This window comes from Sphingopyxis sp. KK2 (assembly GCF_001990265.1).
Lineage (GTDB): Bacteria > Pseudomonadota > Alphaproteobacteria > Sphingomonadales > Sphingomonadaceae > Sphingopyxis.
This window is the reverse complement of sequence record NZ_LYVN01000015.1, coordinates 1-25,881: the sequence shown is the minus strand read 5'-3', so window position 1 is coordinate 25,881 and position 25,881 is coordinate 1. Positions and strand designations below refer to the sequence as shown.

Sequence of the window (25,881 nt, the reverse complement as noted above, 5' to 3'; positions counted from 1 at the left end):
TTCTCATCGCGCGTGGGGCTGGCGGGATTCCTTGATGGTATTTATGATGATCGGTACAACTCGCCGCGCGCCGGCGTTGCTCAGATGATCATCGTCATAATAGTAGATTCCCTGCGCATCCGCATTCACACATCGATCGGTAGCAGCAACGCAGAATGCGGATTCCACGCGGGCGGCATGCACCGACGGTACTTCTGTCACTAAGCGGTCGAAAAGTTCCCTCACCTCGATCGTTCGCTCTTTGTAGCGATTATAGGATGTGCTGACGACAGGTTGCCGTTGACCGTCGAATAGCGCTTTCTTGAAGGCATATCGGGGGACATTCCATCCGGCCTCAGGTACAGGGTAGACCAGCACCACATTGAATTCACTGGCGAGTTCACGAATCCGGCTCTCATAGCCATGAAGGACTCGCATGCGGCGCGCAGGATCGTCCCAACGGCTTTGCGTGCGTTCGTCCAAGTCAGCAAATATTCGGTCGCCTGACTCTATGCCCCCTTCGCCATTATCATATCGGTCGCCGCGAAGGTACATCGGAAAACGAGCCATAAGAACGACGGACCCAACGCCAAGCGATCGCGCGAATTCTAGCGTGTCTCTGTTGAATTGCGAGCATTGATGGTTTTTCACCGGCTCGAACTTGCGAAAACCGGCTAGCGGTAAACACGATCCATAAGTCGCATAATAATAGCTAATCCCAGCCTTTTGCAATTCTGCCATCATCACCTGCGAAGCCGCCCAGGCATGGCTATCACCGATTATCAGCACCGGCGGGCGCGCATCACCGCTCAGATACAGGCAGTCAGCACGTGGGTGACGGGGAAGGCTCGAGCGCTCATCGGAAAAGCATGTCATAGGCGCTTTGTCATCGGATGACTGCGCAAACTGCAACACGGCTGGATCGAAACGCTGCGGCAATCCGCTCATGTAATGTCCAGTGACACCCAGGATTGCGATGACCCCCGCAACTGCGGCGCTCGCCGTGAAAAGCTTTCCACGCGTTGGCAGGAACAGCTTCTCCGGCTTCCGAAAGAGCTGTTCAACAAAACGCCAGCTGAAATAGGCCAGTATCAGAGAGGCCAGCGCCAGTAACGCCATCAGAATCGGCGCAGGCTCATTGATGCTGCGTATGCGGGCAAAGGCAAACAGCGGCTGATGCCAAAGATAGGCGCTATAGCTGATCAATCCGACCCCAACCAAAGCCGGTAGACTCAACAGTCGGTTGACCCATGTTTCCCCGGAAGCGAAGAGGATCACCAGCATCGTGCCAACGACCGGTATGATTGCGTAAAGGCTCGGGAACGGCGTTGCCTCGTCAAACGTGAAAACCGCATAGAAAATCATCGCCAGACCTGCTGCGCTCAGCCAATTGTTCGGCGTCGGCCGCCGATCGCGAAGCATGAAGGCACAGGCCGATCCTGCCATCAATTCCCATGCTCGTGTGGGCGCGAGAAAGAAGTTGGCGCTCGGTTGGTGGCGCCATGCCCATTCGCTGGCAAGTAAGCTGAAGACGGCTATCGCGACGATCGTCAAGAAAATCTTCCGCCGCCCTAATCGCCACAGCAACAGGAGAAGAACGGGGAACACCAGATAATATTGCTCTTCGACGGCCAAGCTCCATGTGTGAAGCAACGGACTCAACTCCGCCGTAGGTGAAAAATAATTTTGCTCTCTCCAGAAAAGAAAGTTCGAAGAGAAAATCACTACGGCAAATGCACTTCTCGCAAATGCACTCAGTTGATTGGGTGTCATCCAAATCAACGCGAATGGGATGCAGCAAAATATAACTAGGAATAATGCCGGAAGGATACGCCGGGCGCGTCGTTCATAGAAATGAACAATAGAAAACTTGCCGCTTTCCAATTCGTCGATCAGTATCCCCGTGATCAGATAACCGCTGATGACGAAAAACACGTCTACGCCTACGAAACCGCCGCCGAAAATCGACGCGCCGGCATGAAAGAGAATGACAGGAATGACAGCAACGGCCCTCAGACCGTCAATCTCACTCCGATAACCCATATCTTCTCATCCCCACCAAATGCGTAGCGATGTCGACATAGAGAGGAAGAATCAATCTGTCTGCCGCCATTCTGATGCCATCGGCTCAGCACATCTAACCCCACCACCAATCCAGACTCCTTGTTCTCTCTACTGGCCACCGCTAAGCGCCGCCGCATGACCGCGCGCCTCGCCGATATCGACAGCTGGATCTTCGATCTCGACAACACGCTCTATCCGCCGTCGGCGAAGCTGTTCGACCTGATCGACGAGCGCATGGGCGCCTTCATCATGCGGCTGCTCGATGTCGACGCGGTCGAGGCGCGGCGGGTGCAGAAGCAATATTTCCACGACCATGGCACGACGATGGCGGGGCTGATGCGCCATCACGGCGTGCTTCCCGAGGATTTCCTGGTCGACGTTCACGCCATCGCGCTCGACCGCATCGCCCCCGATGCGCGGCTGCGCGCAGGCCTCGAACGGCTGCCCGGCCGCAAGCTGATCTTCACCAACGCCGATGCCGATTATGCGGCGCGGGTGCTGGAGGCGCGCGGAATCGCCGACCTGTTCGACGGCATCTGCGACATCCGGATCACCCGATATACGCCCAAGCCCGACCCCGCCGCCTACCGGATGATGGTCGACCATCTGGGCGTCGTTCCCGAACGCAGCCTGTTCGTCGAGGATATGGCGCGCAACCTGACCCCGGCGAAGGCGCTGGGTATGACGACCGTGTGGCTGGACAATGGCAGCGAAAGCGGCCATCGCGACCACCTGCCGGATCAGGTCGATTTCCATGTGAACGACATTTCGGACTGGCTCGACAATTTGCCGACACCCTGGGGGATTTCATGACGACCGACCTGCAATCGACGATCGAGGCCGCCTGGGACGATCGCGACAATCTGGGACTGACGACGACGGGCGCGGTGCGCGACGCGGTCGAGACCGCGCTCGCGGGGCTCGACGACGGCAGCTTTCGCGTCGCGGAGCGCGATGTGGACGGCACCTGGCAGGTCAACCAGTGGCTGAAGAAGGCGGTGCTGCTGTCCTTCCGCCTCAACGACATGGAAATCATCGAGGGCGGCGCCGGCGGCGCGACCTGGTGGGACAAGGTGCCGTCGAAATTCGCCGGCTGGGGCGAGAATCGCTTCCGCGACGCGGGCTTCCGCGCCGTCCCCGGATCGATCGTCCGCCGCGGCGCCTTTATCAGCAAGGGCGCGGTGCTGATGCCGAGCTTCGTCAACATCGGCGCCTATGTCGGCGAGGGATCGATGGTCGACGCCTGGGCGACGGTCGGCAGCTGCGCGCAGATCGGCGCCAATGTCCATCTGTCGGGCGGCGCGGGGATCGGCGGCGTGCTCGAGCCGCTGCAGGCCGGACCGGTGGTGATCGAGGACGGCGCCTTCATCGGCGCGCGCGCCGAGGTCGCCGAGGGCGTGATCGTGCGCGAGGGCGCGGTGCTGTCGATGGGCGTCTATCTCGGCGCCTCGACGAAGATCATCGACCGCGCGACGGGCGAGGTCTTTATGGGCGAGGTTCCGGCTTACTCGGTCGTCGTGCCGGGGTCGCTGCCGGGCAAGCCGCTCCCCGACGGAACGCCGGGGCCGTCGCTCTATTGCGCGGTGATCGTCAAGCGCGTCGATGCCAAGACGCGCGCGAAGACCGGAATCAACGAGTTGCTGCGCGACTGAAATTGCGGGTCAAACGGCGCTCGTCGAGGGCTGGGCGCCGTTGGTAGACAATCGCGGGCCATTTCACTATTGCGAACTAGTCGCATAAAGACGGGCTGCATCTCGATCGCGGCGCGGTTGGGGGGAGTCATGTCGGCCTTTGTTTTTCGCACGTCGTTCGCGGCGATCCTGCTGGCGTCGGCGGCCCCCGTCTGGGCGCAGGAGCCAACCGGCGACGCGCCCGCCGCGATCCCGGTTCCCGTCAATGGCGCCGAGCGCTATACCCCCGCCGACTTCACCCGCTTTGCCCCGCGCACCGCACTCGACATGGTCGAGAAGGTCCCCGGCTTCCTGATTGTCACGGGCACCAACGGCGGCGATCGCGGGCTGGGGCAGGCGACCGAGAATGTGCTGATTAACGGCGAGCGCATCGCGAGCAAGACCACCGATGCGCGCACTGCGCTGTCGCGGATCACCGCGACGCAGGTGGCCTATATCGATATCGTCGACGGCGCGAGCCTGAGTGTCCCCGGCCTGACCGGGCAGGTCGCCAATGTCGTGCTGGTCGCGGGCGCCGGCGCGACCGGCGGCTTCAAGACCACGATCCGCTGGCAGCCCGAATGGCGCCCGCGCATCGAGGATAATTGGCTGAACGGTGAGATTTCGACCACCGGCAAACTGGACGGCACGCAGGTCACGCTGAGCCTGAAGAATGAGGCAAACCGGTCGGGCCATTGGGGGCCCGAGCGGCGCTTCGACGGCGATGGCAATCTGTTGTTCGTGCGCGACGAGTTTGGCGCCTATGACGGCGACCGGCCGCGGCTGTCGGCGGCGCTCGCGCGCACCACGGCGAATGGCAACAAGTGGAATTTCAACGCCGGCGGGCAGTTGCAGCTGCTGCGCGAGCAGGTGACCGGCACTTCGGTCCAGCCCGTCTTCGGCCGGGTGACCGAGGAATTCCGGTTCACCGAAGACGAATATAATTTCGACATCGGTGGCGATTACGAGATGGGGCTGGGCAAGGGCCGCCTCAAGCTGATCTCGCTCTATCGTTTCGAGCACAGCCCCTTCGTCGACAGCTTCATCGTCGATCGCGAGAACGACGGTCGCAAGGGCGAACGCTTCAGCCAGACCGCCGACGAGAGCGAATCGATCCTGCGCGGCGAATATAGCTGGCGCACCGGCAGCGGGACCGACTGGCAGGTCGCGCTCGAAGGCGCGTATAATACACTCGACGTTGATGCCGAATTTGCGGTGCTGCAACCGAACGACAGCTTCCTGCCGGTTCCTTTCGGCGGCGAGCGGACCAAGGTCGAGGAAAAGCGCGGCGAGGCGTCGCTGACCTGGGGCCGCGCGCTCGCGCCGAACCTGACCGCGCAGCTCAACCTCGCCGCCGAATATAGCGAGCTGAGCTCGTCGGGGCCGGACGGCGCGACGCGGCGTTTCGTCCGGCCGAAGGGCAAGTTCGCGCTGGCGTGGAAGGTGGGGTCGAAGACGACGATCAACTGGTTCGTCCAGCGCCGCGTCGACCAGCTCAATTTCTTCGACTTCGCGAGCTCGGTCGACGTCGCGAACGGGCAGGGCAATGGCGGCAACGGCCAGCTCGTCCCGCCGGTCGTCAACCGCACCGAGCTCGAATGGGTGCAGGACATGGGCAAGTGGGGCAATGCGTCGGTCGCCTTTGCCTATGGCTATGCGCAGGATCTCGTCGACCAGATCCCGCTATCGGCGACCACCGAAGGACGCGGCAACCTGCCGCCTGCGCATCTCTATCGCGTCACCACCAAGGGGACGTTGCTGCTCGACCCGCTGGGTTGGAAGGGCGCGCGGATCAACGCCGACGTCACCTGGCGCCGCAACCGCGTGCGCGACCCGCTGACCGACCAATGGCGCGACCAGAGCTTCGGGCAGGAATATATAGCCGACCTCAGCCTGCGCCACGATGTGCCGGGCACCAATTTCGCGTGGGGTGGCGGCTATTTCGACGAACGATTCAGTCCGGGTCTCCGGCTCGACGCGATCGAGAAGGAATATACGGTCGGGCCCTTCGTCACCGCCTTTGTCGAGCACAAGAATGTCGCGGGCTTCACGGTCAAGCTGTCGTACCGCAACCTTGCGGGGATGAAGGACGGGTTCGACCGTATCGTCTATGTCGACCGGCGCGACGGACCGATCGCGTTCAGCGAGAGCCGCCAGCGCAAGTTCGGGCAATATTTCCAGCTGACGGTGACCGGGACGCTGTGATCTGGACCCCGGCTTTCGTCGGGGAACAGCAGCTCAGCGTTCGCTGAGGTAATAACGCTCGCGCGCGGTCAGGTCGTCGTTGAGGTCATAGACGATCGGCTGGCCGGTCGGGATTTCGAGCCCGGTGATGTCGGCGTCCGAAATGCCCGACAGATGCTTGACGAGCGCGCGCAGGCTGTTGCCATGCGCCGAGATCAGCACCGTCTTGCCCGCCGCGAGCTCGGGTTCGATTTCGGCCTGATAATAAGGCAGGACGCGCGCGATCGTGTCCTTGAGGCTTTCGGTGTTCGGGATCGCGATGCCGGCGTAGCGCGGATCGCTGGCGAGGTCGTAGGGCGAGCCGGCGTCGAGCGGCGGCGGCGGGATGTCGAAGCTGCGGCGCCAGATCTTGACCTGATCGTCGCCATGCTTCGCCGCGGTCTCGGCCTTGTCGAGCCCGGTGAGCCCGCCATAATGGCGTTCGTTGAGGCGCCAGTCCTTGGTCACCGGCAGCCACAGCCGCCCCATCGCTTCGAGCGCGAGGTTGAGCGTCTTGATCGCGCGCGTCTGGACCGAGGTGAAGCAGGTGTCGGGCGCGATGCCCTTGGCCTTCATCAACTCGCCCGCGGCCTTCGCCTCGGCCGCGCCCTTTTCGGTCACATCGACGTCCCACCAGCCGGTGAAGCGATTTTCTAGATTCCACTGCGACTGGCCGTGACGGATGAGGATGAGCTGCGGCATTTCCGGTCCTTCCCAAGGAGTGATCGCGGGCGCCATAGCGCGGCTTTTGCGCAAAGGCCAAGGCCCCTCTTGAAATGGTTTCAGCCGCCACCAGATTCGCCTCATCCGGCCGCCATCACGGGGCCGGGTGGCGATCGCGGCGCGCTGCCGCGGTCCCTGACTTCGCTTTGCAAAAGGAAGAAAGACCCATGCGTAACAGCTTCGACTGGACCCCCTATCGCCGTTCGACCGTCGGTTTCGACCGCTTGTTCGAATTCCTCGAAACGAGCGGTTCGGGCGCCGAAAACTATCCGCCCTTCGACATCGAGAAGATCGCCGACGACCATTTCCGCATCACCGTCGCGGTGGCGGGGTTCAAGAGCGACGAGATCGACATCACCGCGCAGCAGAATATGCTGCTCGTCAGCGGCCGCAAGGCGGCGGTGGGCGAAGGCGAAGGCCGCCAGCTTCTTTATAGCGGAATCGCGACGCGCGCCTTCGAACGCCGCTTCCAGCTCGCCGACTTCGTGCGCGTGAGCACCGCCGATCTGGCCGACGGCCTGCTGGTCATCGACCTGGTGCGCGAAGTGCCCGAGGCGATGAAGCCGCACAAGATCGCGATCGGCGGCACGCAGCCGACCCTGTTCGACGGCGACAAAAAGGCCGCGTAACCGCGCCTCTCCCGGCTTGAAATAGGCGGGGTCCGGAGTCCCTTCCGGGCCCCGTTTTCATATCTGGAGCGCGCGCGTCATGAAGCGGCTGAACGGGTCGGGTTTGTAATCGGCGAAGGGCTCGCAATCCTCGAAGCCATAGCGGCGATAGAGCGCGAGCGCGGGTTCGAAGGCGGGGCTCGACCCGGTTTCGAGGCTGAGCCTTTCGGCTCCGCGCGCTTGTGCTTCGGCGAGGATATGGTCGAGCATGCGCGCGGCGACGCCCTGGCGCAGGAAGGCGTCGTGCGTGCGCATCGACTTGATCTCGCCATGGCCCGCATCGAGCATCTTGAGCGCGCCGCAGCCCGCGAGGGCGCCATCGCGGTGGATCGACCAGAAGGTCACATTGCCTGCACGCAGCCCGTCGAAATCGAGGAAATGACAACTGCCCGCCGGCGAATTGGCGAGCATGCCGGCAAAATGCTGCTCGAGCAGCGCGCGGATCGCGGCGCCCGACAGATCGTCCTCGACGATATGCCAGGCGCCGCTATCGGCCATCAGAGAATCTGGTCGAGCGTCGACAGGCAAGCGTGTGCGAGCAGCTTCGAGCGTTCGGGCGACCAGCCCTGCACGGGATCGGGGAGGTCGCGATTGTCCTTGAACGGCATTTCGAGCGTCATCGACACCGCGCCGAAGCGTTCGGCGAGCTGGGTCGTCGACATCGTCAGATTCGCTTGGCCCGGCGCCGATTCGACATAGCCGAGATCGACCTGGAAATCGGGGGTCGCGGCGGCGAGCGCGGCCTGGAAATCCTTGTACTTCTGCTGCTGCTCGGGCTTGAGCGAGGGGATGCCCTCGAAGCCCGCGAAGAAGACCGCCGGAATCGCTTCGTCGCCATGGACGTCCATCGCCCAGTCGACCCCGGTCTCGTCCATCGCATTGCGCACGCACAGGACTTCGGGGCTGCGCTCGGCGGTGGGCTCGTGCCATTCGCGGTTGAGATTCACCCCCGCAAAATTGGTGCGCAAATGGCCGCGGCGCGAGCCGTCAGGATTCATGTTGGGCACGATGTGGAAGCGGCATTTGGCGAGCAGCGAGCGCGCGTGCGGATCGGCGGGGTCGGTGAGCTTTTCGAGCGCGCCTTCCATCCACCATTCGGCCATGCTCTCGCCCGGATGCTGGCGCGCATAGAGCCACACCTGCGTGTCGCCGCTGCCCATTTCGAGGCAATCGATCGGCTGGCCTTCTAGGCTGTGGCCGAGGCAGCGATAGGTGACGCCCTCGCATTCGGCGACCGACGCGATCAGGTCGTGATGGCGTTCCATCGAGTAAGGCGCAAAATAGGCGACCCACAGGATCGGGCTTTCGGCGGTGTGCTGGACGATCAGCGAGCCGCCGTCGGCATCGGCGTCGTAACGCGTGTCGAGGCGGAACCAATGTTCGCGGTCGGTGCTGGCGCACACGGCATAGTCGGGCCAGCCGTCGGGATAGGCCGAGGAGGCGACGCCGGTGATGGCGAGTTCCAGCGCATCGCCGACGGCGCAGCCGACGCGAAAGTGGAACCATTGGAAGAAGTCCGATTCACGATCCCTGCGGATCGAGAGCCGGGCGGTGGTGCCGGCGAGCGACTCCACGACGATATTGCCGCTGTCGAAGGCGGCGTCGATGCTGATTGTCATGGAACGCTGATAGTGCGTCCCGATTCGCCGGGAAAGTCCTTGAATAGGGCTTCGGCCAATTTTGCGGCGGCGAGCGACGGCTGCGCGGCGGGCGCCTTCGCGGGGACGGCGGCAAGCGCGCGCCCTTCCCAAAGCGCATTGCCCGTCGCTGCGTCGTCGATGCGTACCGACAATCCGATGTCGTAGATGCGGCGCGGACCGCCACCGAAACTAAAGCCGACGCCGAGCCCGACGCCCGAGCGGTAACCGCCGGTGCCGCCGCCCACGCCGACCGACACCGGGCTGTTGCCGCCGCCGCTCACCCGTTCGCTGCGGTCGAAATCGATACGTACGAGCAAGGGCGCGCGTTCGCCCGATCCCGCGGCGACGAGTCCCTGGCGCTGCAATTGCTGGTCGACCGCGGTGCGGTAGCTGTTCCATTCGATCGACGGCATGCCCGCGGCCGGGCCGTCGACCGGTGCGGTCGCGATAGCGTAGCGCGTGCCGGGCGCCCAGCCGGGAACCGCGTTGTGGAACCGGGTGACTTCGACCGGCGGGACGGCGGTTGCGCAACCGCCGAGCGTCAGCGCCGCTGCACCGAGCAGGGCGACAGAGAGATGAAGCTTCATAGCCGGCATCATGCGCCAGCCATTATGGCTTGGCAATGAACGGGATGCGCCACGCGCCCCCCGCTCGAAGCTCAGCGATAGAAAATGTGGTTGTCGATCTGCGCGATGCGCGTCTTGCGCCAGCCGGGCGAGACGTGGCGCGCGTGGAAGAAGAGCGCGCCGGGCGCCTGGTTCTTCCAGCTGCCGTCGCGCGCGATCTGCGCGATGGCGACCGCGTTCGACCACAGGGTCGAGGATTCGCGGATCGCCGGCATCTTGCCGCCGCGCACGAAGCTGAACTGGCTCGGCTGGTGGACGACGCCGCACAGGCTGGCCGGGAAGCGACCCGATTCGGCGCGGTTGATCACGACATGCGCGACCGCGAGCTGGCCGACGAGCGATTCGCCACGCGATTCGAAATAGACCGCGCCGGCAAGGCAGCGCAGTTCGGGATCGAGCGTTGCCGGACGCGGCGTCGCGGCGACGAGCGCGGCGAGCGATTCGGCGGTGACCGGCGCCGCATCGGGGACGTCGGCCTGATCATCATCGATCGAGGGAGTATCGACCGCAGTTTCGGTCGAAAGATCCGCCTTCTGGAGCAATTCGGGCACGGCGCTCGACGAAGTTGCTACGGGCAGGCTGGCCTGGGCGGCCAGATCATTGGCGAAACCGGGTTCCGCGATGACCAGCATGGTGGCGACTGTCATACCGACGGCAGCCACGCTGGCGACGTTCAAGATGCGACTCATAAAATCCGTCAAAAGGGCGGCTGACGGGCCAAAAGAAAAACAGGCGGGGGACTTATTTCTGTACCCGCCTGCGGCCGTCATCCGACTGCGTGTCCGAACCTTTAACCGGGTATCTCGACCGAAGCCGATGCAACCCGAGGGACGACCTACGCGTTAATTTGTGAGCGCCACCTATTGTGCGGCGCAACAATGTCAAGCCAAAGCGGCCCACTCGGCGACGAGTTGTGGCGCATCTGCGATATCCAGTTCGACGATCCAGAGGTCCGGGTCGGCCTTTTTGCGCCGGTCGTAATAGGCCGCGCGCGTGGTTTCGCCGTCGCCGTCGACAGCGCCGACATCCTCCCAGATATAGCGGCCCGCCATCGAAAAGCGCCGTTCGAGCAATGGTCCCGCGACGCCGCGATCGCTGCACTGGATGAGAATCACCCCCGACTGGTCGTCGCCCGAGGCGATGACGGTCGCAAAGCCCCCCGCCGCGCCGGTGCGACGGATCAGGAGGTCGATGAGGAAGCGGCTGGTGAGCCGGGTCATGGCCGAAACGGCGCCGCGGCCTCAGGCCGCGTCACGCGTCTCGCTGTCGGCGAGCAGCGCATAAAGCGCTTCGTCGCTCTTGGCGCCGCGCAGCCGGTCGGCAATCGCCTCATTGCGCAGCATGCGCGACACGCCCGCGAGGGCCTTCAGATGATCGGCGCCAGCATCGAGCGGCGAGAGCAGAACGAACAACAGGTCGACCGGCAGGCCGTCGACAGCCTGGAAATCGATCGGCCGCGCCAATTGCATGAACAGCCCGCGCACCCCAGTGAGGTCGGCCATCTTGGCATGCGGCAACGCGATGCCGCGACCGAAGCCGGTCGAGCCCAGCCGCTCGCGTTCGAGCAGCGCCTCGCTGACTTCGCCCGAATCGAGCCCGAGCGAGCGCGCCGCAAGGTCGCCGACGAACGGAAACAGCGCCTTTTTCGAATCGAGCTGGACGTGCGCGCGCACGGTCGCCGGATAGAGAAGGGAAGAAAGGTTCATGCGTCTGGTCAAATCTCAAACAACCCGGCACGCGGCACGCAATTGCCTTGCTCGGCAATCGTTCGCGGATCGGTCTGGTGTCCCCGCCATCGCGGCCCCGGGTATCGCGGATGTATCGTTGGGCGCGGCCCTTATGCCGGATGGCGGAGAAAATCCAGTCCTATTGCGGTTCGACCCAGCCGATGGTGCCGTCGGTCCGGCGATAGACCATGTTGTGTGCGCCGGTCTTGCTGTTGACGAAAAGCAGCGCGTTGGTGTTGCGGAGGTCGAGCATCATCACCGCGTCGGACACGCTGCTGCTCGGAATATCGACGCGCGTTTCGGCGATGATCGCCGGGGCATCGCCGGCATCCTCTTCCTCACTGCCGCTGTCGAAGACGATATAGCTCGCATTGTCCTGGATCTCGTCGACCGTCGGCGAGGGCACGCTGGGTCCGTTGTTGCGGTCCTTCAGCCGGCGCATATAGCGGCGCAGCTGCTTTTCGATCCGTTCGGCCGCGCCTTCGAAAGCGACATGCGCGTCCTGCGCCTGGCCATGACCCTTGAGCACGAGGCCCTGCATCACATGCGCGACGATGTCGCACTGGAAACTGTCGTGCGGTCCCTTACCGAAGGTCGCATGGGCGCCGATTGCGCGGGAGAAATATTTGTCGGCAATCGCGTTCATCCGATCCGACACGTGCGACTGCAGCGCTTCGCCGGTTTCGATCTGGTGTCCAGAGACGCGGATTTCCATTTTTCTTCTCCTTCTAGGCCGGGCGATGGTCAGGGAGAGGCCATCACACCGTATCGTGCCACAGCGGCTGGTTCAGCCCTGTGACGAAATCGGCATGGCGCGCCAGTTCGGCGGGCGATGCCATATGCGGGCGCGGTTCGCGCCATGGTCGGTCGGGGACGTGGATCGGAAGGGGAGCGGCGGTCGCAGCGGCCGGCACGCCCGGGGTCGCGGCAAGACCAAGCCCGATCTGCCGCCCGCCGGTCATTTCGATATAGAGATGCGCGAGCAGTTCGGCGTCGAGCAGCGCGCCATGCTTGACGCGGTGGCTGCGGTCGATGCCGTAGCGCGTACACAGCGCATCGAGGCTGTGCTTCGCGCCCGGATGGAGCTTGCGCGCCATCTGCACCGTGCAGCACATGCGCGTCATGTCGAGCGCGGGGCGCCCCGCACGCGCCAGCTCGGCATTGACGAAACCGAAGTCGAAGGCGGCGTTGTGCGCGACCAGCGGCGCATCGCCGAGAAATTCCATCAGTTCGTCGACGCGCGACGCGAACAGCGGCTTGTCCGACAGGAAGGCGATCGACAGTCCGTGCACCGCCTCGGCCGCCGCCGGCATGTCGCGTTCGGGGTTGAAATAGGCGTGGAAGCTGTTGCCGGTCTCGCGGCGATCGACCAGCTCGATGCAGCCGATTTCGACCAGTCTGTCCCCGGTCTTCGGGTCGAACCCGGTGGTTTCCGTATCGAAGATAATCTCTCGCATCGAAGCCATAATCTGGACCCTAACCGGCGCGGAAACAAGAGGCGATGGCGCGAATCTGGCGATGCGTCGCGCTTTTGGGGCGGCCCGTTTCGATGATGAAATCGGCGCGCGCGCGCTTGACGCGGTCGGGCACCTGCAGCCGCCGGATCGCCTTGAGCTTGGCCAGCGTCATGCCCGGCCGGCGCATCACGCGCTTGCGCTGCATCCACGCCGGCGCCGAGACGACAGCGATCGCCCCGACGCGGCGCCAGCCGCCCTTTTCGAAGAGCAAAGGCACGTCGAGCACGACGACGTCGCGCGCGCGATGCTTGGCGAGGAAGCGCTTCTGCGCGCGGCCCACCGCAGGGTGGACGATGGCTTCGAGCGCCGCGAGTTCGTGCATGTTGCCAAGCACTTGCGCGCCCAGCTTTTGCCGGTCGACGCCCTTCGGACCGGTCGTGCCGGGAAAGCGTGCCTCGATCGCCGCGACCAGCGCGCCACCGGGACCCTGGAGTTTGTGGACCTCGGCATCGGCGTCGAACACCGGGATGCCCTCGGCGACGAACATCTTCGCCGCAGTCGACTTGCCCATTCCGATCGACCCGGTGAGACCGAGCAGGAAAGGCCGGCGGAGCCGCGAGGCCGGGCGCTTGAAATGGCTCATGCGGTCAGCAGCGCGCGCAATTCCTCGTCGCGTCCCTCGGGCGGTGCCTTGCCGAAGAAGAGCTCGAAGGCGAGCGCGGCCTGGCCGATCAGCATGTCGAGCCCGTCGACGGTGTCGAGTCCGCGCGACTCGGCGGCGGCGAGCAGCCCGGTGGTGAGCGGCGAATAGACGAGATCGTAGACGATCGCGTCGTCGGGCAAATGCGAGAGGTCGAGGTCGAGCGGCGGCTGGCCTTTCATGCCGAGGCTGCTGGCGTTCACCAGCAGCGCGGCGGGAGGCAGCGTGGCATCGAGCGCAACCACCTCGCCCTTCAGACCGAAGGTCGCGAGCAGACCCATCGCTTTGAGTGGCGAACGGTTGAGGATGGTGACAGGGCCGACCCCGGCGCGAGCGAGCGCGAACAGCACCGCGCGCGCCGCCCCGCCGGCCCCGACGACGACGACCGGCGCGCCCTCAAGATCGAGTTCGGCGAGCGGGGCATAGAAGCCCGCCGCATCGGTGTTGGTCCCGATCAACGCGCCATCGCGCTGGCGCACGACGGTGTTCATCGCGCCGATCGAACCGCGAATGTCGCCCGGATCATCGACCAGATCCATGATCGCGGCCTTGTGCGGCATGGTGACGTTGCAGCCGCGCCAGTCGGGGTCCTCGCGGCGCTCGGCGACATAGTCCGCGAGTGCGTCGGGTTTGACATGCGCGCGGCGATAATCGCCTTTAAGGCCGAGCGCTTCAAGCCAGAAGCCGTGGATCAGCGGCGATTTCGACTGCGCGATCGGATCGCCAATCACCTCTGCATAGGGGATGCTCATGACGGTGCCAGCCCGGTCGCGCGCAGCCAGGCGAGCAAGGGAAGCATCGGCATGCCGATGATGGTCCAGGGGTCGCCTTCGACCCGGTCGAACAATTGCACGCCCGCTCCCTCGATTTCGTAACAGCCGACGGTCCAGCGGATGCTGTCCCATTCGCGCGCGACATAGTCGGCGATGAAGGCGTCCGACAAGGGGCGCATCCACAGCTTCGCTTCGCCGATCGCGCGCCAGACGGGCGCACCGTCGCGCGCCGCGACGACGGCGCTGAACAGCCGGTGGCGCGTCCCCGCCATGCGGCGCAGGTGGCTTTCGGCTTCTTCGGGGCTTTCGGGCTTGGTCAGCATCGCGCCGTCGTCGAGCGCGAGGGTCGAGTCGGCGCCGAGCACGGTGACGCCGGGCAGCCGCGACGAAATCTTGATCGCCTTCGCCTCGGCGAGCGCGTCGGCGATGTTGCGGGCGGTCTGGCCCGCCGCCTGCAGCGACGCGGTCAGCGCCTCCTCGTCGACATGCGCGGCGCTGGTCTCGAAGGTCAGCCCGGCGGCGCGGAGCATCGCGGCGCGGCCGCTGCTTTGCGAAGCGAGGAGCAGGGTCATGCCGCGCTACGGTCCTCGACCAGCTTGATCACCGCGGCGGCGGTTTCCTCGATCGAGCGGCGCGTCACGTCGATCACCGGCCAGCCGTTGTCGGCGAACATGCGGCGGGCATAAGCGAGTTCGGCCTTGACTGTGTCGTCATCGACATAGGGCGTTTCGGGCGCCTGATTGAGCGCGAGCAGCCGGTTGCGGCGCACCTGCACCAGCCGGTCTAGACCCGTGGTCAGCCCGACGACGAGCGGCTTCTTGAGGTGATAGAGCGCATCCGGCGGCGGCGATTCGGGGACGATCGGGATATTCGCGGTCTTGAAGCCGCGATTGGCGAGATAGATGCTCGTCGGGGTCTTCGAGGTGCGCGACACGCCGGCGAGCACGATGTCGGCCTGTTCCCAATTTTCCCAGCCGATGCCGTCGTCGTGTGCGACGGTAAATTGAATGGCCTCAACGCGTGCGAAATAAGCCGCGTCGAGCTGATGCTGGCGGCCGGGGCGCGCCTTGGCTTCCTGTCCGAGCATCGTCGACAGCGCGTCGGTCACCGCGTCGAGCGCCGCGACGAGCGGCAGGTCGCGCGCCCGCGCGCGCCGTTCGAGGCTGACGCGCAGGTCGCCGTTGACGAGCGTGAACAGGATCATCCCCGGGCTCGCCTCGACCTCGGCCATGATCCGGTCGAGGTGCGATTCCGAACGCACCATCGGCCAGAAATGGCGCACCACCTCGACATCGTCGAACTGCGCGATCGCCGCCTTGGCGATATTTTCGAGCGTTTCGCCCGTGGAATCGGATATGAGGTGCAAGTGGAGCCGGCCCATGCCCCACCATGGCGGAAAGCCGCGGAAAAAGGCAAGCGGAGACGTGCCGTACGGGGGCTGTGGATAAGTTTCGGGACAAGCGCAGGGGTAGAATCGGCACGGTGGATTCATCCCCGGCGCTGCCGATTCCACTCCACACCTTGTCCACAAGTCGCGCCACTTATCCACAGGCTGTGAAGAACGAGGAAAGCGGCCCCCGACTCCGCCGCAAAGATGCGAGGCTGTGGAGTCAAGCTGTTGGCAAAAGCGGCGCGCCTGCCTAAAGCCGCGCTATCCGCCCGCCAACAAACCACCACCATATTCTTATATATTATATTGGAAGAGAAAGAGGTCTGCGCCATGGCTTCCCCTAAGAGCTTGCTCGCGACGCTGCGCGGGGTACGGCAGGAGCAGCCCGCGCTGTGGCTGATGCGCCAGGCGGGACGCTATCTTCCCGAATATCGCGCGCTTCGTGAAACCAAGGGCGGATTCCTCGAGCTCTGCTACGATCCCGAGGCCGCCGCCGAGGTGACGCTGCAGCCGATCCGCCGCTTCGGTTTCGACGGCGCGATCCTCTTTTCCGACATCCTCGTCATCCCGCACGCGCTGGGGCAGGATTTGTGGTTCGAGGCCGGGGAGGGCCCGCGGCTCGCTCCGCCGCTCGTCGATCATGCACTCGCCTCGCTCGAAGCCGCACCGCAGCGGCTCGACCCCGTCTATGCCACCGTCGCGCGGGTCGCGGGCGCCTTGCCCTCCGAAACGACCTTCCTCGGCTTTGCAGGGAGCCCCTGGACCGTCGCGACCTATATGATCGCGGGCGCGGGGTCGAAGGACCAGGCGGCGGCGCGGCGCATGGCGTTCGGTGATTCAGCCGCGTTTCAGGCGATCATCGACGCGATCATCGACCTCAGCATCACCTATTTGTCGGGCCAGATCGAAAACGGGGTCGAGGCGGTCCAATTGTTCGACAGCTGGGCAGGCAGCCTTTCCCCCGCGCAGTTCGAACGCTGGGTGATCGCGCCCAATGCCGAAATCCTGCGCCGGTTGAAGGCGCTCCATCCCGACACCCCGATCATCGGCTTTCCCAAGGGTGCCGGCGGCAAATTGCCGGCCTATGCCAATGAAGTCGGCGCCGATGCGATCGGGCTCGACGAGACCGTCGACCCGGTCTGGGCCGATGCTAATCTGCCGGCGCAGCTGCCGGTGCAGGGCAATCTCGACCCGCTCGCGCTTGTCGCGGGCGGCGAGGCGCTCGACGCGGCGATCGACCGTATCCTTGCGGCCTTCCCCTCGCGTCCCCATATCTTCAATCTCGGCCATGGCATCGTGCCCGACACGCCGATTGCGCATGTCGAGCATCTGATCAAGCGCGTGCGGGGATAGGCATGGAACTGGCGGGTTTCCTGGGGTCGGCGATGCTGTGGGTCAAAGCGGCGCATATCATCTTCGTGATCTTCCTGATGGCCGGGCTGTTCATGCTGCCGCGCTTTTTCGTCTATCATCACCAATGCGCCGTCGGGTCGGACGAGGATGCGAAATGGATCGATCGCGAAAGACGGTTGCTCCGCATCATTCTCGATCCGTCGCTGACCATCGTCTGGATCCTCGGCCTCGCGCTCGCCTTCAACGGTAATTATTGGAGCGAGCCCTGGTTCCTCGCCAAACTCCTGCTCGTGATCGGCCTGTCGGGCTATCATGGCTGGATGGCGGGCTATGCGAAGAAGCTCGCCAAGGGGCAGCGTCCGATGAGCGAGAAGGCGCTGCGGATGCTCAACGAGGTCCCCGGCGTCGCCGCGGCGGTCATTGTCATCCTCGTCGTGGTCCGTCCCTTCTGAGGCTTCGATCTGGCGCAGCCCCGATTGACTTGGGCAAAAGCCGGTTCTAGGGGCCGATCAACCCCGCTTCCTGCGGGCGGCGCTTCCATGCGCCGATGCTATCGGTAACGGCCGTCCCACGGCCGGATAGGCACCAGCCGGTGCAACGAACTTAGTGTAATTTTCTCCCGATATTCATACCCGGAATCCATCCCATGCATCTCAAAGAACTCAAAACCAAAGCGCCCGCCCAACTCGTCGAAATGGCCGAGGAACTGGGCGTCGAGGGCGCGTCGACGCTGCGCAAGCAGGACCTGATGTTCTCGATCCTGAAAGAACTCGCCGAAGAGGGCGAGGAAATCATCGGATCGGGCACGATCGAGGTCCTCCCGGACTCGTTCGGTTTCCTGCGCTCGTCGGACGCGAACTATCTGGCCGGTCCCGACGACATTTACGTCTCGCCGAACCAGGTTCGCAAATATGGCCTGCGCACCGGCGACACCGTCGAAGGCGAGATCCGTGCCCCGCGCGATGGCGAGCGCTATTTCGCGCTGACCAAGCTGATCAAGGTCAATTTCGACGACCCCGAAGCGGTCCGCCACCGCGTCAATTTCGACAATCTCACGCCGCTCTATCCGAACCAGAAATTGTCGCTCGACACCGTCGACCCGACGGTCAAGGACAAGTCGGCGCGCGTCATCGACCTCGTCAGCCCGCAGGGCAAGGGTCAGCGCGCGCTGATCGTCGCGCCGCCGCGCACGGGTAAAACGGTGCTCCTGCAAAATATCGCCAAGGCGATCACCGACAACCACCCCGAGGTTTACCTCATCGTCCTGCTCGTCGACGAACGTCCCGAGGAAGTCACCGACATGCAGCGCAGCGTGAACGGCGAGGTCGTCTCCTCGACCTTCGACGAACCCGCGACGCGCCACGTTCAGGTCGCCGAAATGGTGATCGAAAAGGCCAAGCGTCTCGTCGAGCACAAGAAGGATGTCGTCATCCTGCTCGACTCGATCACGCGCCTCGGCCGCGCCTACAACACTGTCGTCCCCTCGTCGGGCAAGGTGCTGACCGGCGGTGTCGACGCAAATGCGCTGCAGCGCCCGAAGCGCTTCTTCGGCGCCGCGCGCAATATCGAGGAGGGCGGTTCGCTGTCGATCATCGCGACAGCGCTGATCGATACCGGCAGCCGCATGGACGAGGTCATCTTCGAAGAATTCAAGGGCACGGGTAACTCGGAAATCGTGCTCGACCGCAAGGTCGCCGACAAGCGCATCTTCCCGTCGCTCGACGTCGGCAAGTCGGGTACCCGCAAGGAAGAATTGCTCGTCGAGAAGGACAAGCTGTCGAAGATGTGGGTGCTGCGCCGTATCCTCATGCAGATGGGCACGGTCGACGCGATGGAGTTCCTGCTCGACAAGATCAAGGATTCGAAGACCAACGAGGATTTCTTCGACAGCATGAACCAGTAAGCCGGCGTCATGGCCGTGCTCGAACATGCCTTGCTCCCCGTCCGTGCGGGCAGCGAGGCGGCGTTCGAGGCGGCCATCGCCGCGGCGCGGCCGCTGATCGCCGCATCGCCCGGCTTTATTTCGCTCGAGATTCGCCGTCCGACAGGAACCGGACAGCCCTATCTGTTGTTGGTCGAATGGCGGTCGGTCGAGGATCATCGCGACGGGTTCCGCAGGTCGGATCGTTACGAGCAGTGGCGGGCATTGCTGCATCGCTTTTATGACCCTATTCCAGAGGTCAGCTATTTCGGGGACAAGCTGTGATATTGGATATTTTGACACACGCGGCTGCCGCCGCACCGAGCTTCGGGTCGCCGGCCGAAATCTGGCAGCACATTGTCAATGACTTCAGCAATATCGGGTCACCTGCGGCGATGTCGGCCTTTTTGCAGGTGCTGATGATCGACATCGTCCTCGCGGGCGACAATGCGATCGTCGTCGGCGCGCTCGCGGCGGGGCTTCCCGCCGACCAGCGGCGCAAGGTCATCATCATCGGCGTGCTTGCCGCGCTGGTGCTGCGCGTCGCCTTTGCGCTCGTCGTCCAGCAGCTGATGGGCATCGTCGGGCTGATCTTTGTTGGCGGCCTGCTGCTGATCTGGGTGGCCTGGAAAATGTGGCGCGAATTGCGCGAAGGTGCGCATTCGGCGGGTTCGCCCGAAGTCCATGGCGACGAGCATTCGGGGCTGAAGCCCGCCAAGAGCTTTGCCGCCGCCGCTTGGGCGGTCGCGGTCGCCGACGTCAGCATGAGCCTCGACAATGTGCTCGCGGTCGCCGGTGCGGCACGCGAACATCCGGGCATCATGATTGTCGGCCTGATCGTTGCGGTCGCACTGATGGGCGTCGCGGCGAATATCATCGCGAAGTATATCGAACGCTACCGCTGGATCGCCTATATCGGCCTCGCCGTGATCCTCTATGTTGCGGTCAAGATGATCTATGAAGGCTGGATCGACCCGAGCGTCGGTATCGGCACGCTGTTCGGCTAGACTTTGTCGGGCATCCATCGCATCACCGGTCCATGACGGGGGATGCGATGGTTCCGATTGCGACGCTGCTGAGCCGGGGCGAAGCCTTGGTCGTCGCAGCCAAGCTCGACGCAGCGGGTATTCCGGTCGACGTCGGCGGCGAATTTTACACCAGCGTATCGCCCGACATCCTCGCTATCGGCGGATTCCGGATCCTGATCCCGATCGGATGCCATGACGAAGCGAGCGCGATTTTGCGTGAGACTGCCGAGGATTTTGCGCCCGAATTTCCGCACGCCATGCGTTCGGCGATGGCGCGTCTTTCGGTCGCATGGCTCGGCGTGACCGCGATATTCGCGTTGCCTTTTGCGCTGGTTGCGGGTCTCCAGGGGCTCGGCTTTTTTCTCGTTGCGCCTTTTCTCCTGATGACAACGCCGGTGAATCCCGCGGTTCGCGGCGATTATTATTTGAGCGGCCAGCCGAGTTGAATCGGCGGGCACCGACCCCCAAATCCGATCGATGTCCCAGCTTCATATGACCCGCGTCGCCGTCGGCTGTCCCGACTATCCTTCGCTTGCATCGCGTATTGCGATGCGGGCCGAAGGCGGTGAGGTGCGTTTCACGACGCGGTTCAAGCCGAAGCGCGTCGACGAACTGATCGGCGGAAAGTTGCATTTCATCGTGAAGCACATACTCGTCGGGCGGGTCGAAATCTTGCGTTTCGACGAGCGCGAGGACGGGCGGATCGATATCGTCTGCGTCGCGGACCTCGAGCGCATCCACCCGCAGCCCAAGCGTGCGCATCAGGGCTGGCGCTACCTGGCCGAGGCCGATGCCCCCAAGGGCGTCGACGAAAGCGACGGGATCGGCGACCTGCCGCCCGAGCTTTATCGCGAGCTTGCCGAACTCAGCCTGATCTAGAGCGCCGCGCGAAAGCTGTCGGCGCTTGCCATCGCCCAATAACGGGCTCCGGCGACCGAATCGGGGTCGTCGAGCAGCACGCCGCGTTCGTAGAATTTATAGATTCGGTCAATCGAGTCCGAGCGCGCCGAATTGAGCCGTTCGTGCAAATGGTGCGGCATGATCTGCCACGGGGTTTCGAGCCCCATCGCGCAGGTGATGTCCCAGAGCGCGTTGACCGTCGCCGCCTGGAAGCGGCGGACGCGTTCGGCCTTTTCTTCGACCACCAGCCCGCGCTGGCGGCCGGGATCCTGCGTCGCGACGCCGGTCGGGCAGCGGTCGGTGTGGCATTGCAGCGACTGGACGCAGCCGAGCGAGAACATGAAGGCGCGCGCGGCGTTCGACCAGTCGGCGCCCAGCGCGGCGTTGACTGCAAGTCCGGCGCCCGAATGGACCTTGCCCGACGCGGCGAGCCTGATCTCTTCCTTGAGGCCGCAGCCGACGAGCGCGTTGCGCACGAAGATCAGCCCTTCGCGCAGCGGCATGCCGACGCGGTTCGAAAATTCGACCGGTGCTGCGCCGGTGCCGCCCTCGGCGCCGTCGACGACGATATAGTCGAGGCGGACGCCGGTCTCGATCATCGCCTTCATGACGGCATAGATTTCGTGCGGCTGGCCGACGCAGAGCTTGATTCCGACGGGCTTGCCGCCCGCCAGTTCGCGCAGTTTTGCGGCCCACAGGACGAGTTCCACCGGCGTCGAAAAGGCCGAATGCGCGACGGGCGAGATGCAATCCATGCCCTCGGGAACGCCGCGCGTCGCCGCGATCTCGGCGCTGACCTTGGGTCCGGGGAGCACCCCGCCATGGCCGGGCTTGGCACCCTGGCTGAGCTTGATCTCGATCATCCGTATCTGGTCGGTCTGCGCGGCGTCGCGAAAGCGTTCGGGGTCGAAATGCCCGGCCTGGTCGCGGCAACCGAAATAGCCGCTGCCGAGCTCCCATACGATGTCGCCGCCATGCTTGCGGTGATAGGGGCTGAAGCCGCCTTCGCCGGTGTCGTGATAGAAGCCGCCGAGCTGGGCGCCGCGGTTGAGCGCCTCGATCGCATTGGCGCCGAGCGAGCCGAAGCTCATCGCCGAGATATTGAGCAATGCGGCATCATAGGGCTGGCTGCATTGCGAACTGCCGACCGCGACGCGGCGCGTGCGGTCGGGCGCGATCGCCGGCGCCATGCTGTGGCTCATCCACTCATATTCGTCCGAATAGACGTCGAGTTCGGTGCCGAAGGGATGCGAATCGAGGTCGCCCTTCGCGCGTGCATAGACGAGGTCGCGTTCGGTGCGCGCGAAGGGGCGCCCGTCGAGCGGGCTTTCGACGATATAGGCGTAGAGGAAGGGACGCAGCGCCTCGAACAGCCAGCGGACACGCGCGATCAGCGGGTAATTGCGGCGCAGGCTATGGTGTGACTGCACGGCGTCATAGAGCGCGATGCCGAGCAGCGGCACCGAGAGGAGCAGCGTCCAGCGCGCCGGATGCCACCACGCCGCGCCCGCGATCGCGAGGATCAGGACGGGGATGGCGATCCAGCGCGGCACCCGCAGCATCGCGTCAGCCCGCCTGCGCGGCGAGCATCGCGGCCATCTTCTCCCACACCTTGTTGATCGCCTTCAACGGCCGCACCATCACCTTGAAATCGACGATCTTGCCCTCGTCGTTCCAGCGGATGATATCGACGCCGTTGATCTGGATATCGTCGAGGGTGGTGGCGAATTCGAGCATCGCCTGGTCGCCGTCGACGATCTCGCGCAGGTAGCGGAAATCGTCGCCGCCGAGCGCGTGGCTCGCGGCATGAAGATAGGCAAAGACCTTGTCCTGCCCCTCCTGCGGGGTGTGGACGACGGGCGAATGGAAGACCGCATCTTCGGCGAGCATCGCGCGCAGCGCCTGCGGATCGCCGCCGCCCACCATATAGGCGTGCCAGGCGGCGACCCCGGCCTCGGCGCCGCTCATGCGAGTGCCTCGGCAAAGAAGGCCCTGGTGCGGCCGTCGGCGAGCTGTGCGCCCTCCTCGTTGCGGCGATTGCCCATCGCCGCGGCGAAACCATGGTCGAGGCCCTGATAATCGTGGATCGTCACCTTCGGATGCGCGTCGAGCCCTTCGTGGATGCGCTTCTGCGCATCATGGTCGACGAGATGGTCCTCGGTCGGGATATGAAGCATCAGCGGGTGCGCGATCGCATGGCTTTCGTTCAGCATCTGGTCGATCATCACGCCATAATAGCCGACCGAGGCGTTCACGTCGGTGCGCGCGGCGGCCATATAGGCGAGGCGTCCGCCGAGGCAGAAGCCGACGCAGCCCACTTTCGCGGCGCCCTCTGCATGGAGCCAGCGGATCGCCGCTTCGATATCCTTGACGCCATTGTCGGCGTCATATTGGCCGAAATAGCCGAAGGCTTCCTGCAGTTCCGCCTCGATATCGGGGTTGAGTTCGACCCCGGGGGCGAAGCGCCAGAAGATGTCGGGCGCGATCGCCAGATAGCCCTCGGCCGCCCAGTCGTCGCATTTCTTGCGGATGCCGGCATTTACCCCGAAGATTTCGGGGATGACGATGATCGCGCGCGAGCTGTCGGCGTCGGGACGCGCGACATAGGCGGGGATGTCCCCCTCGCCGTCGAGCGCGGGGATGGTCGTGTTGGTGGCGGACATGAGGGGACTCTCCTGACTCTTGCTTCTTGGCAGTGAAAGCGCGAAGCTAGCCGCCGCAGCGGCGCGGCTCAAGCGCGCCACAAGCTTTTTTGCGGGGCGGAGACAGGCGATGAAATTCAATATCGAGATCGATTGTACCCCCGAAGAGGCGCGGCGGCTTTTCGGCCTGCCCGACCTCGAGCCGCTCCACGACATCTATCTCGACCGCGTCAAGGAGCTGATGGCCAAGGGGATTACGCCCGACATGGTCCAGACGATGGTCAAGAGCTGGGTGCCGATGGGCGAAGGCGGACTGGGGCTGGTGCAATCGCTGATGAGCCAGTTCGGTGGCGGCCTGATGGGCGGCGCGAGCAAAGCGGCGGAAGCGGACGACAAGTCCGCGAAGGGACGCAAGAGCTGAACCGAGACGAAGGCCGCGAAACGATTTTCGCGCTGTCGAGCGGGATGCCGCCGGCGGCGATCGGCGTCGTGCGCGTCAGCGGGCCGGCGGCGGGGGACGCGCTCGCGGCGCTGGCGGGGCGCTTGCCCGAGCCACGCCGCGCTGTGCTGGCGGAGCTTAAAGCAGCCGATGGGTTGCCGCTCGATCGCGCGCTGGTCCTGTGGTTCCGGGGTCCGGCGACCGCGACGGGCGAGGATCTGGCCGAACTGCATCTGCATGGCGGCCGCGCGGTGGTCGCGGCGGTCGAGGCTGCGCTCGATGCGATGCCGGGGCTGCGCCGTGCCGAGGCGGGGGAATTCACGCGGCGCGCCTTCGAGAACGGGCGGATCGACCTTGCCGAGGCCGAGGGGCTCGCCGACCTGCTCGCCGCCGAGACCGAGAGCCAGCGGCGGCAAGCGCTCGGCATGGCGAGCGGGCATGTGTCGCGCGCGGTCGAGGCGTGGCAGGAGCGGCTGCTGACGCTGATGGCGGGGGCGGAGGCCGAGCTGAATTTTGCCGATGAGGATGATGTCGAAGTTGGCGAAAGTGTCGCGCAGCGTTTGCGGGAGGGGATGGCGGCGCTGGCGGGCGAGTTGGGCGGATGGCTGGCGCGGCCGGCGGCGGAGGTAATCGCCGAGGGGCTGTCGGTGGTCATCGCGGGGCCGCCCAATGCCGGTAAATCGACCCTTATCAATGCTTTAGCAAAGCGCGAGCTGGCGATCGTGTCGCCGGTCGCGGGGACGACGCGCGATGTGATCGAGACCGCGCTGGCGCTCGACGGGATCGCGATGCGCTTTTCGGACACGGCAGGATTGCGCGCCGAAAGTGCCGACACGATCGAAATGATCGGCATCGACCGCGCGAAGGCGGCGGTCGAGGCGGCGGACATCCTGCTTTGGCTCGGCCCGCCGAAGGAGGCACCCGCGCATATCCGCGCGATTCTGGTCGCGGCGCAGTCCGATCGCTGGAAAGGCGACGCGGCGGCGGAGGCCGAGGCGGCGCGCTGCGACCTGACACTATCGGCAGCGACGGGTGAGGGGATGGACAAGCTCCACCGCATGATCGTCGAAATGGCGCGCACGCTGCTGCCGCGCGAGGGCGAGGCGGCGCTGCGGCGGCGCCAGCGCGAGGCGCTGGGCGAGGCACGCGACTGGCTGACGATCGAGGCGCGATCGCGCGAGGCGGGCGACCTGATCCTGCTCGCCGAACGGCTGCGGCTCGCGGGCGGGGCGCTCGACCGGATCACCGGGCGCGCCGGGGTCGAGGAGATGCTTGACGCCCTGTTCGGTCGTTTCTGTATCGGGAAATGATGTTCCACGTGGAACAGGCAATCGGTCGCGCGCCGGTGGATTTGCGCGCGCGAATCCTGTAAGCGCCGCCACAATCATGCACAGCAGCGCAACATATGATGTCATCGTCGTCGGCGGTGGGCACGCCGGAACCGAGGCCGCCGCCGCCGCCGCGCGGCTCGGCGCACGCGTCGCGCTCGTCAGTTTCGACCCGGCGCTGATCGGGACGATGTCGTGCAACCCGGCGATCGGAGGGCTCGGCAAGGGGCATCTGATGCGCGAGGTCGACGCGCTCGACGGCTGGATGGCGCGCGCGGCCGACAGTGCCGCGATCCATTACCGGATGCTCAATGCGTCGAAGGGCGCGGCGGTGCAGGGGCCGCGTGTCCAGGCCGACCGCAAACTCTATCGCCAGGCGATCCAGGACCGGCTCGCCGCGGAGGCGGGCATTACCGTCGTCGAGGGCGAGGCGTCGGCGCTGATCCTGTCGGATGACGGCGCGCGCGTCGCGGGGCTCGAACTCGGCGACGGGACGAAATTGGCCGCGGGCGCCGTGGTGCTCGCGACGGGCACATTCCTCGGCGGCAAGCTGTTCCGTGGCGAGGAGCGGATGGAGGGCGGGCGCATCGGCGAGGCGGGCGCGCATCGGCTTGCGCAGCAGCTCCGTGC

Annotated in this window: 31 protein-coding genes; 14 read left to right on the top strand and 17 right to left on the bottom strand. The window is 64.8% G+C overall.

Annotated elements, in window-relative coordinates:
- Positions 1 to 3: 3 nt before the first annotated feature.
- Entirely contained in the window at positions 4 to 2,022 is a 2,019-nt protein-coding gene (locus tag B1A78_RS04240) for an acyltransferase family protein (protein WP_077145762.1), read from the bottom strand.
- Positions 2,023 to 2,178: 156 nt separating this feature from the next.
- Between B1A78_RS04240 and B1A78_RS04235 the strand changes: the two genes are divergently transcribed.
- The 3 genes from B1A78_RS04235 to B1A78_RS04225 all read left to right on the top strand — a co-directional run bounded on the left by B1A78_RS04235 (position 2,179) and on the right by B1A78_RS04225 (position 5,918).
- Positions 2,179 to 2,856, top strand: a complete 678-nt coding sequence (locus B1A78_RS04235) for a pyrimidine 5'-nucleotidase (protein WP_077145761.1) — start codon at positions 2,179 to 2,181, stop codon at positions 2,854 to 2,856.
- Entirely contained in the window at positions 2,853 to 3,695 is an 843-nt protein-coding gene (gene dapD / locus B1A78_RS04230) for a 2,3,4,5-tetrahydropyridine-2,6-dicarboxylate N-succinyltransferase (RefSeq protein ID WP_077145760.1), read from the top strand. The genes B1A78_RS04235 and dapD overlap by 4 nt, the downstream gene beginning before the upstream one ends.
- A gap of 129 nt (positions 3,696 to 3,824) precedes the next feature.
- A complete protein-coding gene (locus B1A78_RS04225) occupies positions 3,825 to 5,918 on the top strand; it encodes a hypothetical protein (RefSeq protein ID WP_077145759.1) in 2,094 nt (697 codons plus the stop codon).
- 33 nt (positions 5,919 to 5,951) lie between these two features.
- Here the strand turns inward: B1A78_RS04225 and gpmA are convergent, their stop codons facing one another.
- Entirely contained in the window at positions 5,952 to 6,638 is a 687-nt protein-coding gene (gpmA, locus tag B1A78_RS04220; RefSeq protein WP_077145758.1) for a 2,3-diphosphoglycerate-dependent phosphoglycerate mutase, read from the bottom strand.
- Positions 6,639 to 6,826: 188 nt separating this feature from the next.
- On the opposite strand from gpmA, the gene B1A78_RS04215 reads away from it, so the two are divergent.
- Positions 6,827 to 7,288: an Hsp20 family protein gene (locus tag B1A78_RS04215; protein ID WP_077145757.1), complete on the top strand. Its 462-nt coding sequence runs from the start codon at positions 6,827 to 6,829 to the stop codon at positions 7,286 to 7,288.
- Positions 7,289 to 7,345: 57 nt separating this feature from the next.
- Here the strand turns inward: B1A78_RS04215 and B1A78_RS04210 are convergent, their stop codons facing one another.
- From B1A78_RS04210 to B1A78_RS04155, 12 genes are all read right to left on the bottom strand, one after another.
- Complete coding sequence (locus B1A78_RS04210) at positions 7,346 to 7,825, bottom strand: GNAT family N-acetyltransferase (protein WP_077145756.1); 480 nt, start codon at positions 7,823 to 7,825, stop codon at positions 7,346 to 7,348.
- The gene (locus tag B1A78_RS04205) at positions 7,825 to 8,946 is read right to left on the bottom strand and encodes a M14-type cytosolic carboxypeptidase (protein ID WP_077145755.1); all 1,122 of its coding nucleotides are present in this window, start codon (positions 8,944 to 8,946) and stop codon (positions 7,825 to 7,827) included. Before B1A78_RS04205 ends, B1A78_RS04210 begins: the two co-directional genes overlap by 1 nt.
- On the bottom strand, positions 8,943 to 9,554 hold the full coding sequence (locus B1A78_RS04200) for a DUF4136 domain-containing protein (RefSeq protein ID WP_083733827.1): 612 nt from the start codon (positions 9,552 to 9,554) through the stop codon (positions 8,943 to 8,945). The genes B1A78_RS04205 and B1A78_RS04200 overlap by 4 nt, the downstream gene beginning before the upstream one ends.
- A gap of 71 nt (positions 9,555 to 9,625) precedes the next feature.
- A complete protein-coding gene (locus tag B1A78_RS04195; protein WP_077145753.1) occupies positions 9,626 to 10,282 on the bottom strand; it encodes a cell wall hydrolase in 657 nt (218 codons plus the stop codon).
- Between the two features lie 192 nt (positions 10,283 to 10,474).
- On the bottom strand, positions 10,475 to 10,813 hold the full coding sequence (locus tag B1A78_RS04190) for a DUF1491 family protein (protein WP_077145752.1): 339 nt from the start codon (positions 10,811 to 10,813) through the stop codon (positions 10,475 to 10,477).
- A 21-nt stretch (positions 10,814 to 10,834) separates the two neighbouring features.
- Positions 10,835 to 11,299: a PTS sugar transporter subunit IIA gene (locus B1A78_RS04185; RefSeq protein ID WP_077145751.1), complete on the bottom strand. Its 465-nt coding sequence runs from the start codon at positions 11,297 to 11,299 to the stop codon at positions 10,835 to 10,837.
- 160 nt (positions 11,300 to 11,459) lie between these two features.
- The gene (gene hpf, locus B1A78_RS04180) at positions 11,460 to 12,035 is read right to left on the bottom strand and encodes a ribosome hibernation-promoting factor, HPF/YfiA family (protein ID WP_077145750.1); all 576 of its coding nucleotides are present in this window, start codon (positions 12,033 to 12,035) and stop codon (positions 11,460 to 11,462) included.
- Between the two features lie 43 nt (positions 12,036 to 12,078).
- Positions 12,079 to 12,777, bottom strand: a complete 699-nt coding sequence (gene dnaQ / locus B1A78_RS04175) for a DNA polymerase III subunit epsilon (RefSeq protein ID WP_077145791.1) — start codon at positions 12,775 to 12,777, stop codon at positions 12,079 to 12,081.
- Positions 12,778 to 12,796: 19 nt separating this feature from the next.
- A complete protein-coding gene (coaE, locus tag B1A78_RS04170) occupies positions 12,797 to 13,420 on the bottom strand; it encodes a dephospho-CoA kinase (RefSeq protein WP_077145749.1) in 624 nt (207 codons plus the stop codon).
- On the bottom strand, positions 13,417 to 14,229 hold the full coding sequence (gene aroE / locus B1A78_RS04165) for a shikimate dehydrogenase (RefSeq protein ID WP_179101972.1): 813 nt from the start codon (positions 14,227 to 14,229) through the stop codon (positions 13,417 to 13,419). The genes coaE and aroE overlap by 4 nt, the downstream gene beginning before the upstream one ends.
- Positions 14,226 to 14,822: a Maf family protein gene (locus B1A78_RS04160; protein WP_077145748.1), complete on the bottom strand. Its 597-nt coding sequence runs from the start codon at positions 14,820 to 14,822 to the stop codon at positions 14,226 to 14,228. Before B1A78_RS04160 ends, aroE begins: the two co-directional genes overlap by 4 nt.
- Positions 14,819 to 15,631 (bottom strand): pyruvate, water dikinase regulatory protein, encoded by an 813-nt coding sequence (locus B1A78_RS04155; protein ID WP_077145747.1) that lies wholly within the window; start codon positions 15,629 to 15,631, stop codon positions 14,819 to 14,821. Before B1A78_RS04155 ends, B1A78_RS04160 begins: the two co-directional genes overlap by 4 nt.
- A gap of 339 nt (positions 15,632 to 15,970) precedes the next feature.
- Here B1A78_RS04155 and hemE point away from each other — a divergent pair, with 339 nt between their 5' ends.
- The 7 genes from hemE to B1A78_RS04120 all read left to right on the top strand — a co-directional run bounded on the left by hemE (position 15,971) and on the right by B1A78_RS04120 (position 20,821).
- Entirely contained in the window at positions 15,971 to 16,993 is a 1,023-nt protein-coding gene (gene hemE / locus B1A78_RS04150) for a uroporphyrinogen decarboxylase (protein ID WP_077145746.1), read from the top strand.
- Between the two features lie 2 nt (positions 16,994 to 16,995).
- On the top strand, positions 16,996 to 17,445 hold the full coding sequence (locus B1A78_RS04145; RefSeq protein WP_077145745.1) for a CopD family protein: 450 nt from the start codon (positions 16,996 to 16,998) through the stop codon (positions 17,443 to 17,445).
- A gap of 194 nt (positions 17,446 to 17,639) precedes the next feature.
- Entirely contained in the window at positions 17,640 to 18,896 is a 1,257-nt protein-coding gene (gene rho / locus B1A78_RS04140; RefSeq protein WP_037557490.1) for a transcription termination factor Rho, read from the top strand.
- Positions 18,897 to 18,905: 9 nt separating this feature from the next.
- Complete coding sequence (locus B1A78_RS04135; RefSeq protein ID WP_077145744.1) at positions 18,906 to 19,199, top strand: antibiotic biosynthesis monooxygenase; 294 nt, start codon at positions 18,906 to 18,908, stop codon at positions 19,197 to 19,199.
- The gene (locus tag B1A78_RS04130; protein WP_077145789.1) at positions 19,199 to 19,921 is read left to right on the top strand and encodes a TerC family protein; all 723 of its coding nucleotides are present in this window, start codon (positions 19,199 to 19,201) and stop codon (positions 19,919 to 19,921) included. Before B1A78_RS04135 ends, B1A78_RS04130 begins: the two co-directional genes overlap by 1 nt.
- Before the next feature lie 47 nt (positions 19,922 to 19,968).
- A complete protein-coding gene (locus B1A78_RS04125; protein ID WP_144037679.1) occupies positions 19,969 to 20,388 on the top strand; it encodes a hypothetical protein in 420 nt (139 codons plus the stop codon).
- A gap of 31 nt (positions 20,389 to 20,419) precedes the next feature.
- On the top strand, positions 20,420 to 20,821 hold the full coding sequence (locus B1A78_RS04120) for a DUF1489 family protein (RefSeq protein ID WP_077145742.1): 402 nt from the start codon (positions 20,420 to 20,422) through the stop codon (positions 20,819 to 20,821).
- Here the strand turns inward: B1A78_RS04120 and B1A78_RS04115 are convergent.
- Genes B1A78_RS04115 through B1A78_RS04105 form a run of 3 tightly spaced genes read right to left on the bottom strand, consistent with a single transcriptional unit; the run spans position 20,818 to position 23,505 of the window.
- Positions 20,818 to 22,404, bottom strand: coding sequence for an FMN-binding glutamate synthase family protein (locus B1A78_RS04115; RefSeq protein ID WP_083733825.1), 1,587 nt, complete (start codon positions 22,402 to 22,404; stop codon positions 20,818 to 20,820). The genes B1A78_RS04120 and B1A78_RS04115 overlap by 4 nt on opposite strands.
- A 4-nt stretch (positions 22,405 to 22,408) precedes the next feature.
- Complete coding sequence (locus tag B1A78_RS04110) at positions 22,409 to 22,810, bottom strand: nuclear transport factor 2 family protein (RefSeq protein ID WP_077145741.1); 402 nt, start codon at positions 22,808 to 22,810, stop codon at positions 22,409 to 22,411.
- On the bottom strand, positions 22,807 to 23,505 hold the full coding sequence (locus tag B1A78_RS04105; protein ID WP_077145740.1) for a dienelactone hydrolase family protein: 699 nt from the start codon (positions 23,503 to 23,505) through the stop codon (positions 22,807 to 22,809). The genes B1A78_RS04110 and B1A78_RS04105 overlap by 4 nt, the downstream gene beginning before the upstream one ends.
- Positions 23,506 to 23,614: 109 nt before the next feature.
- On the opposite strand from B1A78_RS04105, the gene B1A78_RS04100 reads away from it, so the two are divergent.
- The 3 genes from B1A78_RS04100 to B1A78_RS04090 all read left to right on the top strand — a co-directional run.
- On the top strand, positions 23,615 to 23,905 hold the full coding sequence (locus B1A78_RS04100) for a DUF6489 family protein (RefSeq protein WP_077145787.1): 291 nt from the start codon (positions 23,615 to 23,617) through the stop codon (positions 23,903 to 23,905).
- Between the two features lie 23 nt (positions 23,906 to 23,928).
- Complete coding sequence (gene mnmE, locus B1A78_RS04095) at positions 23,929 to 25,233, top strand: tRNA uridine-5-carboxymethylaminomethyl(34) synthesis GTPase MnmE (RefSeq protein WP_256837467.1); 1,305 nt, start codon at positions 23,929 to 23,931, stop codon at positions 25,231 to 25,233.
- 76 nt (positions 25,234 to 25,309) lie between these two features.
- Positions 25,310 to 25,881 (top strand): FAD-dependent oxidoreductase (locus tag B1A78_RS04090; protein WP_144037678.1); only part of this gene is annotated, 572 nt, incomplete at its 3' end.